The organism is Arthrobacter sp. JDC6 (genome assembly GCF_056484025.1).
In genome coordinates, this window is record NZ_CM151278.1 from 3683935 (window position 1) to 3699195 (window position 15261).

Consider the following 15261-nt stretch of genomic DNA (forward strand, 5'->3'; position numbering starts at 1 on the left):
CCAGACTAGCTGATGGGCTGGGGCTGCTGGGGGTACACCAGCGCGGTGGCCACCGCCGAAATGCCTTCCCCGCGTCCGGTGAATCCCAGGCCGTCGCTGGTGGTTGCCGTGACGCCCACAGAGGCGCCTGCGGCTTCGCTGAGGACCTTTTGGGATTCTTCCCTGCGCGGCCCGAACTTGGGCCGGTTGGCCACGAACTGCACCGCAACGTTGCCAATTTCGAACCCGGCTGCCCGGACAATCCGGGCGGCTTCGGCCAGGAGGGTGGCGCCGGATGCGCCGGCGAACTCCGGGCGGTCGGTACCGAAGTGGGTGCCAAGGTCGCCGATACCGGCGGCCGAGAACAGGGCGTCCGCGGCCGCATGGGCGACGGCGTCACCATCTGAGTGCCCGGCGAGGCCCCGTTCGCCGGGCCATAGGAGTCCACCGAGCCAGAGGGGCCGGGGCGAGTCTTCCGGCGCGTAGGCATGGACGTCGATCCCCACCCCGGTGCGCGGCAGAACCATCTCCGCGCTCATCCTTCCACCCACCGGGCGCCGAGCGGGCCTTCCAGGAGCCCTTCCGCGAAGATCAGGTCAAGGGGCGTTGTGATCTTGAGGGACTGCGTTGATCCGCGGACGGCATGGACGGGGGTGCCGAGCATCTCCACCAGCATGGCGTCGTCGGTGACGGCCGCGGACTGCTGCTGGTCCAGGGACTGTGCGGCCTGGTGCGCCTGCAGCAGCGCGCCGATCCGGAAACCCTGGGGCGTCTGCACGGCCCGGAGCTCCTGGCGGCGGGCTGTCCCCGTGACAACTTCGGGTGCAAAGGCCGCGTCCTCCCCGGTAGTGGCGGCCACCGTTTTGACGGTGTCTACCACGGGCAGCGCCGGAATGACGGCGGCAGCGCCGGCGGCAAGGGCATCGGAGACGCGGTGGAAAACGGATTCGGGCGTGAGCGCGCGGGCGGCGTCGTGGACCAGGACCGCCTCGATGCCGTCCATCAGTGCCGAGATGCCTGCGCGGACGGAGTCGGCCCGGGTGGCTCCGCCGTCGACAATCGTCAGGAGTGGACCACCATCGGCAAGCTCGCCACGGAAGTCGTCACACAACTCCCGCAGGCCCTGGTCACCGGCAGGCAGCGCCACGCACACCTGGCTGGCCACTCCTGACGCGACAATGCCCCGCAGGGCATGTATCAGGATGGGCTCGCCGCCGAGCGGAACAGCGGCCTTGGGCATGCCGTAGCCGAGGCGCTGCCCGGAACCGGCGGCCACGAGGATGACGGCCGTGACCAGGCGCGTGGGTGATTCACTCATGCGGACTAGCCTACGACGCCGCCACTGCGGTCAGGCGGCTTGGACACCGGCGGGTGATGCCAAAAAAAGAAGCCCCGGCGGCACTTGCGTGCCGCCGGGGCTAAATTCTTAGGAAGCCAGGACCTCGTCGAGAACGCTTGCAGCCTTCTCCTCGTCGGTCTTTTCAGCCAGCGCCAGTTCTGAAATCAGAATCTGACGGGCTTTGGCCAGCATACGCTTCTCGCCTGCGGAAAGGCCCCGGTCGTGATCCCGGCGCCACAGGTCGCGAACGACCTCTGCCACCTTGATGACGTCACCGGAAGCAAGCTTCTCCAGATTTGCCTTGTACCTGCGTGACCAGTTGGTGGGTTCCTCGGTGAACTCGGCGCGGAGCACATCAAACACGTGCTCCAGGCCTTCCTTGCCCACTACGTCCCGGACCCCAACAAGGTCAACGTTCTCTGCTGGAACTTCAATGGTCAGATCACCCTGAGCCACCTTGAGCTTGAGATACATCTTCTCTTCGCCCTTGATGGTGCGCATCTTGATTTCTTCAATCTTCGCAGCACCGTGGTGAGGGTAAACTACTGTCTCGCCGACCTCAAATACCATGTGGACATTTCCCCTTTCCCGCAGACCAGTTTATCACGATTCAGGCATATGACCGGCCGGAGAAAGGGCCTCCAACCGCGAAAATACGCGGAAAATGGGCCCAATCAACCCCCTTCACCCCCTTGACGGATGGGAGGATTAGTGCATCAGGTGAGCGCTCCCACAGTGGATGTGACACCGCCGAATCCTCGTTTGCCCCTCATTGCGGATAGGCTATGGGCTGAAAAAGACTTCAAATTTCTCGAGGAGTACGTGACGTGCGTTCCACTGCGATGAACCGGGCCCAGCGCGGCAAACTGGCACTGACGGCTGCTGCCCTTGGCGCCAGCCTGCTGACCGCGGGCTGCGGTTACATCACGCCCCAGCAGACCAGCCATCAGTACTCCGCCTCGGACGGCATCCGCGCGGACCTCGGTCCCCTGCAGTTGCGGAACATCCTGATTGTTTCCACCGGCGAGGACAAGCCCGGCCGCCTGATCGGCGCCGTTTACAACTCCTCTTCCAAGGACGTGAAGCTCACGGTCAACGGCGCCAAGGGCTCGCAGACCGAGGTACCGGTGAAGGCCAACTCGTACACGCTCCTCAACGAGAAGTCCGACGAAGCCATCCTGAGCACCACTGGTGGCCAGCCCGGCTCCCTGGTGGACGTCAAGATCAGCGAGAACGGCACCAACGTCAGCAACACCGTCAAGGTTCCCGTCCTGGACGCCACGCTGGAGGAGTACAAGGACTACGTACCTACGCCGAGCGCTTCGGCAACGTCCTCGTCGTCCGCTTCTTCATCCGCCACCCCCTCTGCCGGCGCAACCACCAGCGCCACTTCGAGCGCCTCCGCCCCGGCTACTGCCACCGCGACCGCTACGAGCCGCTAAGCAGGCGCCGGAACCCCGGACACAACGAAAGGGAGGAGCCCACTGGCTCCTCCCTTTTGTTATGCCTGCTGACGGAGTCCCGTTACGGCCTACGGCTCGAATTTGTACCCAAGGCCGCGGACGGTCACCAGGTAGCGGGGAGCGGACGGATCGGGTTCGATCTTGCCGCGGAGGCGCTTCACGTGGACGTCAAGGGTCTTGGTATCGCCCACGTAGTCGGAGCCCCAGACGCGGTCGATGAGCTGGCCGCGGGTCAGCACCCTGCCCGAGTTGCGCAGCAGCATCTCCAGGAGCTCGAACTCCTTCAAGGGAAGCAGGACCTGCTGGCCATCCACGCTCACCACGTGCCGTTCGATGTCCATGCGGACCGGACCGGCCTGGACGGTTGAGGAAATCAGCTCCTCAGGCTCCCCCTGGCGCCGCAATACCGCCCGGACGCGGGCCACCAGTTCACGGGAGGAGTAGGGCTTGGTGACGTAATCGTCAGCACCGAGTTCCAGGCCCACCACCTTGTCGATTTCCGAGTCCTTGGCGGTCAGCATGATGACGGGGACGCTTGAGCGCTGGCGGAGCTGCCGGCACACTTCAGTGCCGGAGAGACCCGGGAGCTGCAGGTCAAGCAACACCAGGTCGGCGCCGTTGCGGTCGAATTCGGTGATGGCATCAAGGCCGTTGTCCACCACCTCCACCTCGAACCCTTCTTTGCCCAGCAAATAGGACAACGGATCGCTGAACGACTCCTCGTCCTCGACAATCAAAATCCTGCTCAAGCGCTGGCTCCTCGATCTGTTGCGCCGGCGGCGCGGGGTAGGTGGGTAAGACTGAGTTTTTCCGGCGCCTGTGCCGGTGCTTCCGGCCCGGCCGGCGCGTCCTCGCCGTCCTGGCCTTCCATTTCGGGCAGCCGGAGGGTGAAGGTGGACCCTTGCCCGGGCTGGGACCAGAGGGTCACTTCGCCGCCGTGGTTGGACGCCACGTGCTTCACGATGCTCAGGCCCAGGCCGGTACCGCCCGTCTGGCGGGAACGGGCGGCGTCCACCCGGTAGAAGCGTTCGAACACGCGTTCCTGGTCCTCAGGGGTCAGCCCCTCGCCCTGATCCGTCACGGAAATCGAGACTACGCCTTCCCTGGAACGTACACCGATCCCCACCCGGGTGTTGTCGGGTGAATAGCGGATGGCGTTGTCGATAAGGTTTCGCAGCGCCGTCACCAGCAGGTCCTGGTCACCGAAGACCTTGCCCTCGGTGCGGCCGCCCACCACGATGCTGATGTTCTTGCTTTCCGCGGGAAGCTGCGACCGGTCCACGGCCTCGGCGATGACGGCGTTGATGTCCACCGGGCCGCCCTGCTGGGTCACGCTGGCGCCCTGCAGACGGGAAAGTTCGATGATGTCCTGGACCAGGGCGGCCAGGCGGGCGGATTCCTTGTGCATGCGCTTGGCGAAGCGGCGGACAGCGTCAGGATCGTCGGCGGAGGATTCGAGCGCCTCGGCCAGCAGCGAAATGGCACCCACGGGGGTTTTCAGTTCGTGGGATACGTTGGCGACGAAGTCGTTGCGGATCTCTTCGGTGCGCGTGATCTCCGTCCGGTCATCGGCGAGGAGCAGGATGTATTCCTCACCCAGCATGGCCGCCCGCACCTGGACGATGATGGCTCCCTTGCCCAGCGGCCCCCTCGGGAGTTCGAGCTGCTTTTCCAGGATGACGCCGTCCCGCCGGACTCCCGCGGTCATGTCCAGGAGTTCCCTGTGGACCACGGTGTGCCCGCGGACCAGGCCGTACGCGTACGCTGCGGGGCTGGCCCGGACCACGCCGTCCACGTCGTCCAGCACCACAAAAGCGCGTCCGACGACGGCGAGCACCTCCGCTGCGCCGGGCGGCAGTGCCAGCTCCCCGGCGTCGATGTCCAGCAGCTCGCGCTGCTTCTCGCTGACCCGGTAGGCAAGCACGCCGAACGTGCCAAGCGCCAGGCCAATAAGGCCGGCAACCAGACCAATGAGCATAGGATCCACAGCTCCACTTTATGCTCTTGCCCTAAGCCTCCTGCCGACTTCCGGCCTATCCGGCCAACGGTTCAACTAACGTTCATCTGTGTGGGCATAATCGTTTACCGGGCGATGACAGAGTTGGTGGTCAGAGCGCCTAATGGCGACACGATTCCTGCTGCCCCGCAGCGGCCGGCGGGAGTTCCAAGGAAAGGACGCCTACGTGCGTAAGGTTTTTCAGGAAGAGCTCACCCAGGTCGGTGACCAGCTGGTGGAGATCTCCCGACTGGTCAGCGAAGCGATCAACAAGGCCACTACCTCGTTCCAGGTAGCGGACGTGGACCTCGCGCAGGATGTCATCGCCGCGGACGCGCGCATCGATTTCCTGCAGAACAGCCTCGATGAGCGGGCCATCGACATTCTGGCACTGCAGGGTCCTGTCGCCAGCGACCTGCGCATGATCGTCGGTTCCCTGCGGATGAGCGCGTCCCTCGAGCGGATGGGTGACCTGGCCCGCCACATCGCCCAGCTGGCCCGCCTCCGCTACCCCTCCACGGTGATTCCGGAGTCCATGACGGAGACCTTCAACCGGATGGCCGAGCTCGACCAGGAGATCGCCGACAAGCTGACCGTCCTGCTTGAAAGCCGCGACCTCGAGGTGGCCAGGGACATCCTCAAGGCCAACACGGCGATCAATGACCTGCACCTGAGCGTCTTCAAGGCCATCGCCGCGCCTGAGTGGCACGAGTCCCCCGCCACCACCGTGGACGTGGCCCTCGCCAGCCGCTACTTCGAGCGCTTCGCCGACCACGGCGTCTCCGTCGCCCAGAAGGTGACCTACCTGGTCACGGGCGCATGGCAGCCCACCGGGACAGAACACAGCTGACACCCAAGCTGCCGGAGGACGACGGCGCGCCGGTCACCTGAGGTGACCGGCCCGCCGTCGTACGGGTTTAATGTCCTATTTCTTGCCCTGGTTTGCCACTGCCAGGATGGCTTCTTCGGCAGCTTCGGGGTCCAGGTACGTTCCGCCGGGCTTGACCGGCTTGAAGTCCTCGTCCAGTTCGTACACCAGCGGGATGCCGGTGGGGATGTTCAGGCCGGCGATGGCTTCGTCGCTGATGCCGTCGAGGTGCTTGACCAGGGCACGCAGCGAGTTGCCGTGCGCGGTCACCAGGACCGTCTTGCCTGCCTTGAGGTCCTCCTTGATGTCCGATTCCCAGTAGGGCAGGAGCCGCACCAGGACATCCTTGAGGCACTCGGTGCGCGGCAGGGCATCGCCGAGTCCCGCGTAACGGGGGTCGTGCGCCTGGGAGAACTCGGAGTTGTCGTCGAGGGGCGGCGGCGGGGTGTCGTAGGAACGGCGCCATTCCATGAACTGCTCTTCGCCGTATTCGGCGAGGGTCTGCGCCTTGTCCTTGCCCTGCAGCGCGCCGTAGTGGCGTTCGTTCAGGCGCCAGTCGCGCTTGACCGGAATCCAGCCGCGGTCGGCCTTGTCCAGGGCGATGTTCGCGGTGTTGATGGCCCGCTTCAGCAGGGAGGTGTAGAGCACGTCCGGAAGGATGTTGTTCTCCACCAGCAGCTCACCGCCGCGCGCTGCTTCCGCGCGGCCCTGGTCGTTCAGGTCAACGTCCACCCAGCCGGTGAACAGGTTCTTTGCGTTCCATTCGCTGTGGCCGTGGCGCAGCAGAATCAGCTTGTAAGTCATGATTTTCATCCTAGCCGAGCAGTGTTGCCGCCCGCCCAGCGTTACAAGCCAGGCCGCGGTGGGGCCCGCTTCCCCCAGGGCCAGGGATAGGGTTGTGCGGTGGTTCAAAAGGCTGAACGGGTGAACTCCCCGCAACTATCCGGCAGGACATCCGCCGCCCGGCAGGGCCGTCCGGTGGGCAACGTCACCCGCGGCACCACCAACCCCAACCGGATGCGCCGGGTGGACCGCTGGCTGGCCGGACCTCAGGCCTGGCGCCTGCGGTCGGCGGCTGACCCGCTCGTCATTGACCTGGGCTACGGCGCAACACCAGCCACCGCCGTCGAACTCCATGAAAGGCTCGCCGCTGTCCGGCCGGACGTGCGGGTCTGCGGGATCGAGATCGAACCGGAGCGCGTCCGCGCTGCGCTTCCGCTGCAGCGGCCCGGGCTGACCTTCCACCTGGGCGGCTTCGAGCTGCCCGTTCCCGGCCATCCTGTCCTGGTCCGCGCCTTCAATGTCCTGCGGCAGTACGAGGAAGCTGATGTCCGGGGCATCTGGCAGCTGGTGCAGGGCAGGTTGTCGCCGGGCGGCATATTCGTGGACGGCACGTGCGACGAGATCGGGCGGCGCGTGGCGTGGGTGACCCTCGACCGGGTCCGTCCGCTGTCGCTGAGCATCTCGGTCCGTTTCGGGAGCTTCGACCTGCCTTCGGACGTGGCCGAGCGGCTTCCCAAGGCCTTGATCCACCGCAACGTCCCTGGCGAACCTGTTCATGCCTTCATGCAGGCGATGGACCGCGCATGGCTTGGGAGCGCGCCGCTCGCCTCGTTCGGCAACAGGCAGCGCTGGGTCGGCATGTGCCGGGGCCTGCGCGAGGCCGGGTGGCCGGTGCAGGACGGGCCGGCCAGGTGGCGGCTGGGCGAGCTGACGGTGGACTGGGCGGCCGTGGAACCTGGTTACCAGGGGCCGTAGGGGCCCATGTTGCGGCTGCCGCCGCGGCCTGCGTCCTTCACTGCGGGACGGACGTCGGCCAGGTAGACGGAGGCTGCCACCACGGCGGCGAGCCCGAAGAGGCCAAGGGTGCTGATAATGCCGCCACCGGCGCCGAACAGCGAAATGATGCCCACCAGCAACGCACCGCCGGTGAGGGCAAGCCAGAACGTCTTGGTCCGCTTGCCCGTGGCTTCGAAGGCGTTGGCCCGGTGCCTGGCACAGTCCACGAACGCCCACAGTTCAAGCCCCAGGGCCACCAGGCCAAGGATAAAGAACACTGCCTGCTCTACGTACGCGATAATTATTCGACCGTCCACAAGCCCAGCCTAGCCCTCCAGCGTGTCCAGCGCCTGCTTCAGGTCAGCCCACAGGTCCTCAACATTTTCCACCCCGACGCTCAGCCGAACCAGGTTTTCGGGGACGCTGGCGGGTTCCGCCGAGTGCCGGCGCCGCCGTTCGATCAGGGATTCGACCCCGCCCAGGGAGGTGGCCGGCAGCCAAAGCTCCAACGCCTGCACCAGCTTGTCCGCGGCGTCGGCGCCGCCCAGGCCCGCCGTGGGTGCCACCTGGACACAGATAATGGAGCCAAAGCCCTGCATTTGTTCCTTGGCGCGGGCATGGCCGGGGTCGGAATCGAGCCCGGGGAACCGGATGGAATCAATGGCGGGGTGGGCGGCGAGGCGTTCCGCCAGGATCATTGCCGACTCCTGCGACCGTTCCACGCGCAGCGCGAGGGTCCGCAGACCCCGCAGTGCGAGCCACGCTTCGAAGGGACCCGCGATGGCGCCGTGGATGATGCGGTGGTGGAGCAGCGACGACCGGATGTCCGGATTGGAAGTAACCAGGGCGCCAAGGACGACGTCGGAGTGCCCGGCGAGGTACTTGGTCACCGAGTGGAGGACGACGTCGGATCCGAGCTGCAGGGGCTGCTGCACCAGTGGCGTGGAAAAGGTGTTGTCAGTGACGACGATTGCCCCGGCTGCATGGGCGGCCTCAGCGACGGCCGGCATGTCCGCTATTCCGAGCATGGGGTTGGTGGGGCTTTCCAGCCACAGCATGGCCGCGGTTTTCGCCGACGGGCCTTGCGGTGCCAGGGCATCCTTGACGGCGTCCGTGTCGGCAATGTCCACTGTCCGGAGTTCGATGAATCCTTTTTGGGCAAGTTCCGTCGCCATCACCAGGGAGCCGGAGTAGCTGTGGTTGGGCATGACCAGCACGCCGCCGGCAGGGATCAGGGACAGCGCGGAACTGACCGCCGCCAGCCCCGACGCGTAGAGCAGTCCGGGAAGGGCAGCTCCTTCAAGCTGGCCGAGGGCCTCCTCAAAGGGATCCCAGGTGGGGTTGGAATAGCGGCCATAACCCCGGTCGCCGTCGCCCAGCGGACCGGTACCGAAGTAGGTGGAGGAAAGCGTGATGGGAGGATTGACCGGCTGGTCCCTTTCCCGCGGCGGACGCCCGGCCGCCACCACCACGGTCTCGGGTGAAAGGGAAGCGGCCTGGTGCTCGGAAAGACTCATGGTGAAAAGCGTACTGTTCCTGCCGGATCCGCCGGAAAGCGGTGTCGTTTTGTGGACGGCTGCCGTTCACCGGACTGCCGCCTTCGAGGTAGCTACGGATCGGGAAAAGTCGGTACCCCTCGGTAGGCTTGAGAAGTGAACAAACAGAGGGCCGGCGTATTCATCGCGTTCGAGGGTGGCGATGGTGCAGGCAAGTCCACCCAGGCCGGCCGGCTTGCGGCAGCATTGGAGTCCCTGGGCTACACCGTGCTGCGCACCCGGGAGCCCGGCGGCACCCCGGTTGGCGAGAAGCTGCGGTCGCTTGTGCTGGACCACGGCAATGGCGACATCGACGCGCACACCGAGGCCCTCATATTTGCGGCTTCCCGGGCCGCGCACGCCACCCAGGTAATCCGCCCGGCTCTTGGCCGCGGTGAAATCGTCCTGACGGACCGGTACATCGACTCCTCGGTGGCCTACCAGGGTGCCGGCCGCAACCTGGGCCTGGACGCGGTGCGTTCCCTCAATGAGTGGGCCACATCGGGCCTCCAGCCCCACCTCACAGTCCTTTTGGACGTTGACCCCCAACTTGGCCGCCGCCGCCGAACTGCCGGCCAGGCAGCGGAAGACCGCCTGGAATCCGAGGCTGACGAGTTCCATACCCGGATCCGGGAGGCCTTCCTTAGCCTTGCTGCGGACCGCCCGGAGTCGTACCTGGTCCTCCCGGCCCACCTCCCGGTGGAAGACCTTGCCGCTCAGATCCTCGCCCGGGTGGAAACCCTCCTTGCCGTTCCTGCCGCCGCAGCAGCCACGGACGGCGGTGACTCATGACCGTCTGGGATGACCTCCAGGGCCAGCCCGCCGTCGTCGAACAACTGCGCCAAGCCGCCGGCGGCGAAAGCCTGACGCACGCCTGGCTGTTCACCGGTCCGCCGGGGTCCGGCCGCTCCAATGCCGCCAAGGCGTTCGCGGCCGCACTGAACTGCGACCAGGAGGACGTGGGCCAGCGTGGCTGCGGACAGTGCCAGGCCTGCCACACGATCCTGGGTGAAACGCATTCGGACGTGACCTTCGTGCGCACAGAGAAGGTCACCATCACTATTGACGAGGCCCGCGAACTGGTGGCAACCGCCGGCAACCGGCCGTCGTCCGGGCGGTGGCGGATCATCGTGGTGGAGGACGCCGACCGCATGGCCGAGCGGACCACCAACGTGCTGCTCAAGGCCATCGAGGAACCCACGCCGCGGACCGTGTGGATGCTCTGCGCGCCGTCCCCGGCCGATGTCCTGGTGACCATCCGGTCCCGCTGCCGAAGCGTTGCCCTGCGGCTGCCGCCCGCGTCGGACGTGGCAGCGCTGCTGGTCCGGCGCGACGGCGTGGACCCTGCCCTTGCGGAGCAGGCCGCCCGCGCTGCCCAAAGCCATGTGGGCATCGCCCGGAGGCTGGCCAGGGATCCGGCGGCAAGGGAACGCCGCCTGGAGACTGTCCGCTTCCCGCTGGGGCTGCGCGGCGTAACAGCGGCGGTCATGATGGCGGACAAGCTGGTCAAGATCGCCACTGCGGAGGCCAACAGCTCCAACGAGGAACGCGATGCAGCAGAGAAGGCCGCACTGCTGGCGACGCTGGGAGCACCGGAAACCGGCGCCCTCCCCCCGGCCATGCGCAGCCAGCTCAAACAGCTCGAAGACGACCAGAAGCGGCGGGCCAAGAGATCCATCACGGACTCCCTGGACCGGACCCTGACGGATTTATTGTCCTTCTACCGCGACGTCCTGATCATCCAGCTTGGGAACGCCGTGGAGTTGGTCAACGTTGAGCTGAGGAGTGAGCTGGAAGAGTTCGCAGCCCGCTCTACGCCGGAAGCCACGCTGGCCCGCATGGACGCCATTAACAAAGCCCGTGAACGCATCACCACCACCAACGTTGCCCCGCTGCTGACCATTGAGTCCATGGCTGCCAGCCTGATACAGCCCTCCAAGGAGACCCGATGACTGCCCGCCCCCTGCCCGCAAGCCGCAGGTCCCTGACGGTCGCTGTCCGCGCCGCCGCAGCAATGGCCGTGGCCGTTGTCCTGGCCTCCTGCAGTCTCCTTGGTGGCGACAAGAACCCGCCGGAAGCTGCCACGGCAAAGGCTGACCCCTCCATCGTGGCGTCTGCTCCCGCAGGGCTGGAAAAGTTCTACTCGCAGCAAATCGTGTGGGAGCCCTGCGAAGGGGAATTCCAGTGCGCCAAGGTGAACGTGCCCATGGATTACGCCAATCCCGGCGGCGACACCATCCAGATCGCAGCGCTCCGGGCACCCAGCACCGGTAAGAAGACCGGCAGCCTCCTGGTCAATCCCGGCGGCCCGGGCGCCTCCGGTTACGACTTTGTCAAAGACGCTGCCGGAACCCACTTTTCAGCGGCTGTCCGCAACGCCTACGACCTCGTGGGCTTCGATCCGCGTGGCGTGAAGCGCTCCGCTCCGGTCACCTGTGCCACGGACGCCGAACGCGACGCCGCCCGGGCCAAGATCTACGCGTACGAAACCGATGCCGGGCTGGCGGCGGCACTGGCTGACAGCAAGGCAATCGCTACCCAGTGCGCGTCACAAACAGGCCCCGTCCTGGGCCACATCGACACCGTCAGCGCCGCGAAGGACCTGGACGTGCTCCGCGCGGTTGTGAACGACTCCAAGCTGAACTACCTGGGGTACTCCTACGGCACGTTCCTGGGCTCCACCTACGCCTCGCTTTTCCCGGACAACGTAGGCCGGATGGTCCTCGATGGCGCCCTCGATCCGTCAATCAGCAATGAGGACCTGACCAGCGGCCAGGCCCGGGCCTTCGAAAAGGCGCTCCACAGCTACGTGGCCAGCTGCCAGAAGCAGACCAAGTGCCCCCTGGGCGGTGATGTCGACTCCGGCGTTCAGCAGATCCGGGACCTCATTGACTCCATACGGCAGACACCCCGCACGGCCAAGGACGGGCGGCTGGTCAATGCAACCCAGTTCGTCAGCGGCCTGATCACCCCGCTCTACAACGACCAAAGCTGGCCGGCCCTCACCCAAGCGCTGGAGGCCGCCGTCTCCGGGGATGTCAGCCTCATGCTCCGGCTTGCCGATATCGGTGCCGACCGGGCCCCCGACGGCTCCTATACGTCCAATTCGGCGCTCGCTTTCAATGCGGTCAACTGCCTGGACTACCCCATGGTTTCGGACGCCGCGGGCATGCGGGCGGAGGAAAAGCGGCTGGAACAGGATTCACCCACCTTGGGCTACTTCTTTGCCTACGGCGGAACCATCTGCGCAGACTGGCCGTACAAAAACGTCCGCACGCCGGCGGCGGTGGAGTACAGCGGCGACTCCCCCATCGTGGTCATCGGCACCACCGGCGACCCCGCAACCCCCGTTGAATGGGCAGCGTCACTGCGCAAGCAGCTGGGGAACGCCTCCCTGCTGACCTGGAAGGGTGAAGGACACACCGCGTACGGCCGGGCCAACAGCTGCCTGGAGGATTCCGTGGACAACTATCTGGTCAGCGGCAAGCTGCCGGCCGACAATACGGTGTGCTGAGGGTCGCAGCAGCGTCACGCCGGCCATTTTGACCGGGGCGGCGGGACTCTATTACAGTTGACTCTTGCATGAAGCGCCCGGTTCGTCCGGGGGATTTGGTGCGGTGCTTCCTTAGCTCAGTCGGTAGAGCGTTTCACTCGTAATGAAAAGGTCATCAGTTCGATTCTGATAGGAAGCTCGGGATAAACCCCGGACAACCCCTGTTTTCAGGGGTTTCCGGGGTTTTTCGCTGGTTAAGCGGGTAGTACTGCCTGAGGGCAGGGCACATGATGGGAACCCCTCCCGGCCACGATCCAAAGACAGTGCTGGCCGCCCGGAACGTGCGCCAAGCAGGCCCTGGACGTCAGTCCGCCAGGGCTATTGACGGGAGCGAGCTGCCGCTGAAACCACCACAACGCGCCGTTCTACGCCTACTTCGCACGAACCGGGGGCGTTCCCCGAAAACTGCTGCAGCGACTTTGGCGCGAACTCCACACCTGACCATCTACTCATGGTCGGCGGGCCAGTCACCGACACTGCGCAACCCGTCCCGGACCAGCCGCCGCGGCTGTGGGACATGCCCAAATGGACGCCCCGTAACCCCAGTTCCACGTACGGACCCGGACTAGAATTGGCCCGTTCGTGCGCTTCGACTCGTCGCCGACCACCCTGGTCATCAATAGAAAGTCCTCAATGACACCCCCTTCTGACCACCCGGTTCCGGCACAGGTCTCCCTGAAGCAGGACTCAAGCCTGGACCAGGCTCCCCTGGTCCGCTGGCTGCTCGCCAACCAGGTGGCCCCCGCCGGCCCGGAGGCCAAGGAAGACCATAAACCCAACGCCTGGTGGAAGGTCATGTGCCTGACCGGAGTCGACTACTTCTCCACCTTGTCCTACCTGCCCGGCATCGCCGCCCTGGCTGCCGGCGCCCTCTCCCCACTGGCCACGTTGCTGATTGTGGCCCTGACGTTGCTGGGGATGCTTCCCATGTACCGCAGGGTCGCGCAGGAAAGCCCCCACGGGCAAGGATCGGTGGCAATGTTGGAGAAGCTGCTGCCGTTCTGGCGCGGCAAGTTCTTCGTCCTGCTGCTCCTGGGCTTCGTCGCAACCTCCTGGATCATCACGATCACCCTCTCCGGCGCTGACGCGACCGTCCACCTGCTCGAGAACCCGCTCTTCCCCGAGGCCCTCAAGGGCAGCGCCCTCATCATCACCGTGATCCTGCTTCTGATCCTCGGCGGGGTGTTCCTGCTCGGCTTCAACGAAGCTGTAGGTGTGGCGATCCCCCTGGTGGCCATCTACCTGCTCCTCAATGCCGCCGTTGTGGTGGCTGGGTTCCTCCACCTGGCCGCGGATCCGTCGCTGGTCAGCGGCTGGACCGACCGGCTGTTCTCCAGCGGCGGCGGCCCGATCGGGCTGGTCAGCCCTGCCATCATCGCCTTCCCGCTGCTGGTCCTGGGCCTGTCCGGCTTCGAAACCGGCGTCTCCATGATGCCGCTGATCAAGGCCACGGGACGCACACCCGAGGAAGCGATGGCCTCCCGGGTCAAAAACACCCGCAAGCTGCTCACCACGGCCGCCCTCATCATGAGCGTCTACCTCATGTCCACGAGCTTCATCACCACGGTCATGATCCCCGCCAAGGAATTCGAGGAGGGTGGACAGGCCAACGGACGCGCCCTCGCGTTCCTCGCCCACGACCTGTTCGGAGCCGGGTTCGGTACCGTCTACGACATCTCCAGCGCCCTGATCCTCTGGTTCGCCGGCGCGTCCGCCATGGCAGGGCTGATCAACATCGTGCCGCGGTACCTGCCCGCCTACGGAATGGCACCGGAATGGGCCCGCGCGGTCCGCCCCGTGGTGTTGGTCTACACCGTCCTGAGCATCGGCATCACCATCGCGTTCCGCGCCGACGTGAACGCCCAGGCCGGCGCGTACGCCACCGGGATCCTGGCCATGATGGTCTCCGGGGCGGTCGCCGTCACGGTCTCGGCCATCCGGCGCCGGAGCAGGGCCGGGGCCGTAGGCTTCGGCATCCTGACCCTGATCCTGCTGTACGCCCTGGGCGACAACGTCCTCGAAAAACCGGACGGGATCGTCATCTCGGCGTTCTTCATCGCCGGGATCATCGCGGTCTCGCTCATCTCGCGGGTCACCCGCTCCACCGAACTGCGCGTGGACACCATTGAATTCGATGAGGCCGCCCGCCAGTTCATCACAGACTCGATTGCCTTCGACGGCGAGCTGCACATCATCGCCAACAAGAAGCAAAGCGGTGACAAGGCTGAGTACGCCGAGAAGGAGTACGAACAGCGGGGGCTGAACCCGGTTCCGGGCCCAGCCGACGTTATCTTTCTCGAGGTCGAGATCTCCGACCCGTCGGACTTCACGCACACGCTCCGGGTCGAAGGTCTTGAAGTCGAGGGCTACCGGGTGCTTAGGGTGAAATCCCCGGCCGTGCCAAATGCCATCGCGGCGGTCCTGCTGGCGATGCGGAACTCCACCGGCGCGAAACCGCAGTGCTATTTCGAGTGGTCCGAGGGAAGCCCGGTGGCGCACCTGATGCGTTATCTTTTCCTCGGGCAGGGTGACACCCCGCCGCTGGTGCGGGAGATCCTCCGCGAGATTGAACCCGACCAGGCGGCAAGGCCAGGCATTCACGTCGGCTGACGAGCGCGGCGCGGACGTCAAGCAGGTGTCGGCAGTAGAACGTGAAGGGGGCGCTCCGGCGTCCCCTGCCGGCCGCCGAACCTGGTCAGCTACCTTCAGGGCCGCCCTGACAACCGCTCCTGTCCGGGCCGCCCAGGGA

At 65.9% G+C, this 15261-nt stretch carries 15 protein-coding genes and 1 tRNA gene; 8 read left to right on the forward strand and 8 right to left on the reverse strand.

Annotated elements, in window-relative coordinates:
• Positions 1 to 5: 5 nt before the first annotated feature.
• From ispF to ACV095_RS17000, 3 genes are all read right to left on the reverse strand, one after another.
• The gene (gene ispF / locus ACV095_RS16990) at positions 6 to 506 is read right to left on the reverse strand and encodes a 2-C-methyl-D-erythritol 2,4-cyclodiphosphate synthase (protein WP_018771188.1); all 501 of its coding nucleotides are present in this window, start codon (positions 504 to 506) and stop codon (positions 6 to 8) included.
• Between the two features lie 8 nt (positions 507 to 514).
• Positions 515 to 1297 (reverse strand): 2-C-methyl-D-erythritol 4-phosphate cytidylyltransferase, encoded by a 783-nt coding sequence (gene ispD, locus ACV095_RS16995; protein ID WP_056389214.1) that lies wholly within the window; start codon positions 1295 to 1297, stop codon positions 515 to 517.
• A 108-nt stretch (positions 1298 to 1405) separates the two neighbouring features.
• On the reverse strand, positions 1406 to 1888 hold the full coding sequence (locus ACV095_RS17000) for a CarD family transcriptional regulator (RefSeq protein WP_011690592.1): 483 nt from the start codon (positions 1886 to 1888) through the stop codon (positions 1406 to 1408).
• Between the two features lie 272 nt (positions 1889 to 2160).
• Here ACV095_RS17000 and ACV095_RS17005 point away from each other — a divergent pair, with 272 nt between their 5' ends.
• On the forward strand, positions 2161 to 2760 hold the full coding sequence (locus ACV095_RS17005; RefSeq protein WP_056389217.1) for a hypothetical protein: 600 nt from the start codon (positions 2161 to 2163) through the stop codon (positions 2758 to 2760).
• 89 nt (positions 2761 to 2849) lie between these two features.
• Here ACV095_RS17005 and ACV095_RS17010 read toward each other — a convergent pair whose 3' ends face one another.
• The gene (locus ACV095_RS17010) at positions 2850 to 3530 is read right to left on the reverse strand and encodes a response regulator transcription factor (protein WP_026266060.1); all 681 of its coding nucleotides are present in this window, start codon (positions 3528 to 3530) and stop codon (positions 2850 to 2852) included.
• Positions 3527 to 4759 (reverse strand): sensor histidine kinase, encoded by a 1233-nt coding sequence (locus ACV095_RS17015; protein ID WP_478223470.1) that lies wholly within the window; start codon positions 4757 to 4759, stop codon positions 3527 to 3529. Before ACV095_RS17015 ends, ACV095_RS17010 begins: the two co-directional genes overlap by 4 nt.
• Positions 4760 to 4964: 205 nt before the next feature.
• Between ACV095_RS17015 and phoU the strand changes: the two genes are divergently transcribed.
• Entirely contained in the window at positions 4965 to 5627 is a 663-nt protein-coding gene (gene phoU / locus ACV095_RS17020) for a phosphate signaling complex protein PhoU (RefSeq protein WP_018771193.1), read from the forward strand.
• Positions 5628 to 5702: 75 nt separating this feature from the next.
• On the opposite strand, the gene ACV095_RS17025 is transcribed toward phoU, so the two are convergent.
• Positions 5703 to 6449, reverse strand: coding sequence for a phosphoglyceromutase (locus ACV095_RS17025; RefSeq protein ID WP_018771194.1), 747 nt, complete (start codon positions 6447 to 6449; stop codon positions 5703 to 5705).
• A gap of 99 nt (positions 6450 to 6548) precedes the next feature.
• On the opposite strand from ACV095_RS17025, the gene ACV095_RS17030 reads away from it, so the two are divergent.
• Positions 6549 to 7403, forward strand: coding sequence for a class I SAM-dependent methyltransferase (locus ACV095_RS17030; protein ID WP_056389223.1), 855 nt, complete (start codon positions 6549 to 6551; stop codon positions 7401 to 7403).
• Here ACV095_RS17030 and ACV095_RS17035 read toward each other — a convergent pair.
• Positions 7388 to 7741 (reverse strand): DUF2516 family protein, encoded by a 354-nt coding sequence (locus ACV095_RS17035; protein WP_026266062.1) that lies wholly within the window; start codon positions 7739 to 7741, stop codon positions 7388 to 7390. The two genes, ACV095_RS17030 and ACV095_RS17035, sit on opposite strands and share 16 nt — an antisense overlap.
• A gap of 9 nt (positions 7742 to 7750) precedes the next feature.
• Positions 7751 to 8941 (reverse strand): trans-sulfuration enzyme family protein, encoded by a 1191-nt coding sequence (locus tag ACV095_RS17040; protein WP_144600290.1) that lies wholly within the window; start codon positions 8939 to 8941, stop codon positions 7751 to 7753.
• Between the two features lie 135 nt (positions 8942 to 9076).
• Between ACV095_RS17040 and tmk the strand changes: the two genes are divergently transcribed.
• The 5 genes from tmk (at position 9077) to ACV095_RS17065 (ending at position 15122) form a co-directional block, all read left to right on the forward strand.
• Entirely contained in the window at positions 9077 to 9751 is a 675-nt protein-coding gene (tmk, locus tag ACV095_RS17045) for a dTMP kinase (protein WP_018771198.1), read from the forward strand.
• Positions 9748 to 10911, forward strand: a complete 1164-nt coding sequence (locus ACV095_RS17050; RefSeq protein ID WP_056389228.1) for a DNA polymerase III subunit delta' — start codon at positions 9748 to 9750, stop codon at positions 10909 to 10911. The genes tmk and ACV095_RS17050 overlap by 4 nt, the downstream gene beginning before the upstream one ends.
• Positions 10908 to 12473, forward strand: a complete 1566-nt coding sequence (locus ACV095_RS17055) for an alpha/beta hydrolase (RefSeq protein ID WP_478222334.1) — start codon at positions 10908 to 10910, stop codon at positions 12471 to 12473. Before ACV095_RS17050 ends, ACV095_RS17055 begins: the two co-directional genes overlap by 4 nt.
• A gap of 105 nt (positions 12474 to 12578) precedes the next feature.
• Positions 12579 to 12651 (forward strand) — tRNA-Thr (locus ACV095_RS17060).
• A gap of 494 nt (positions 12652 to 13145) precedes the next feature.
• Positions 13146 to 15122 (forward strand): APC family permease, encoded by a 1977-nt coding sequence (locus ACV095_RS17065; protein WP_478222335.1) that lies wholly within the window; start codon positions 13146 to 13148, stop codon positions 15120 to 15122.
• Positions 15123 to 15261 lie beyond the last annotated feature (139 nt).

What these genes read in the sequence shown, in the direction of transcription:
- ispF (WP_018771188.1), bottom strand. Translation starts at nt 506, where the DNA reads ATGGTTCTGCCGCGCACCGGGGTGGGGATCGACGTCCATGCCTACGCG.
- ispD (WP_056389214.1), bottom strand. Translation starts at nt 1,297, where the DNA reads ATGAGTGAATCACCCACGCGCCTGGTCACGGCCGTCATCCTCGTGGCC.
- ACV095_RS17000 (WP_011690592.1), bottom strand. Translation starts at nt 1,888, where the DNA reads ATGGTATTTGAGGTCGGCGAGACAGTAGTTTACCCTCACCACGGTGCT.
- ACV095_RS17005 (WP_056389217.1), top strand. Translation starts at nt 2,161, where the DNA reads ATGAACCGGGCCCAGCGCGGCAAACTGGCACTGACGGCTGCTGCCCTT.
- ACV095_RS17015 (WP_478223470.1), bottom strand. Translation starts at nt 4,759, where the DNA reads ATGCTCATTGGTCTGGTTGCCGGCCTTATTGGCCTGGCGCTTGGCACG.
- ACV095_RS17025 (WP_018771194.1), bottom strand. Translation starts at nt 6,449, where the DNA reads ATGACTTACAAGCTGATTCTGCTGCGCCACGGCCACAGCGAATGGAAC.
- ACV095_RS17040 (WP_144600290.1), bottom strand. Translation starts at nt 8,941, where the DNA reads ATGAGTCTTTCCGAGCACCAGGCCGCTTCCCTTTCACCCGAGACCGTG.
- ACV095_RS17050 (WP_056389228.1), top strand. Translation starts at nt 9,748, where the DNA reads ATGACCGTCTGGGATGACCTCCAGGGCCAGCCCGCCGTCGTCGAACAA.
- ACV095_RS17055 (WP_478222334.1), top strand. Translation starts at nt 10,908, where the DNA reads ATGACTGCCCGCCCCCTGCCCGCAAGCCGCAGGTCCCTGACGGTCGCT.
- ACV095_RS17065 (WP_478222335.1), top strand. Translation starts at nt 13,146, where the DNA reads ATGACACCCCCTTCTGACCACCCGGTTCCGGCACAGGTCTCCCTGAAG.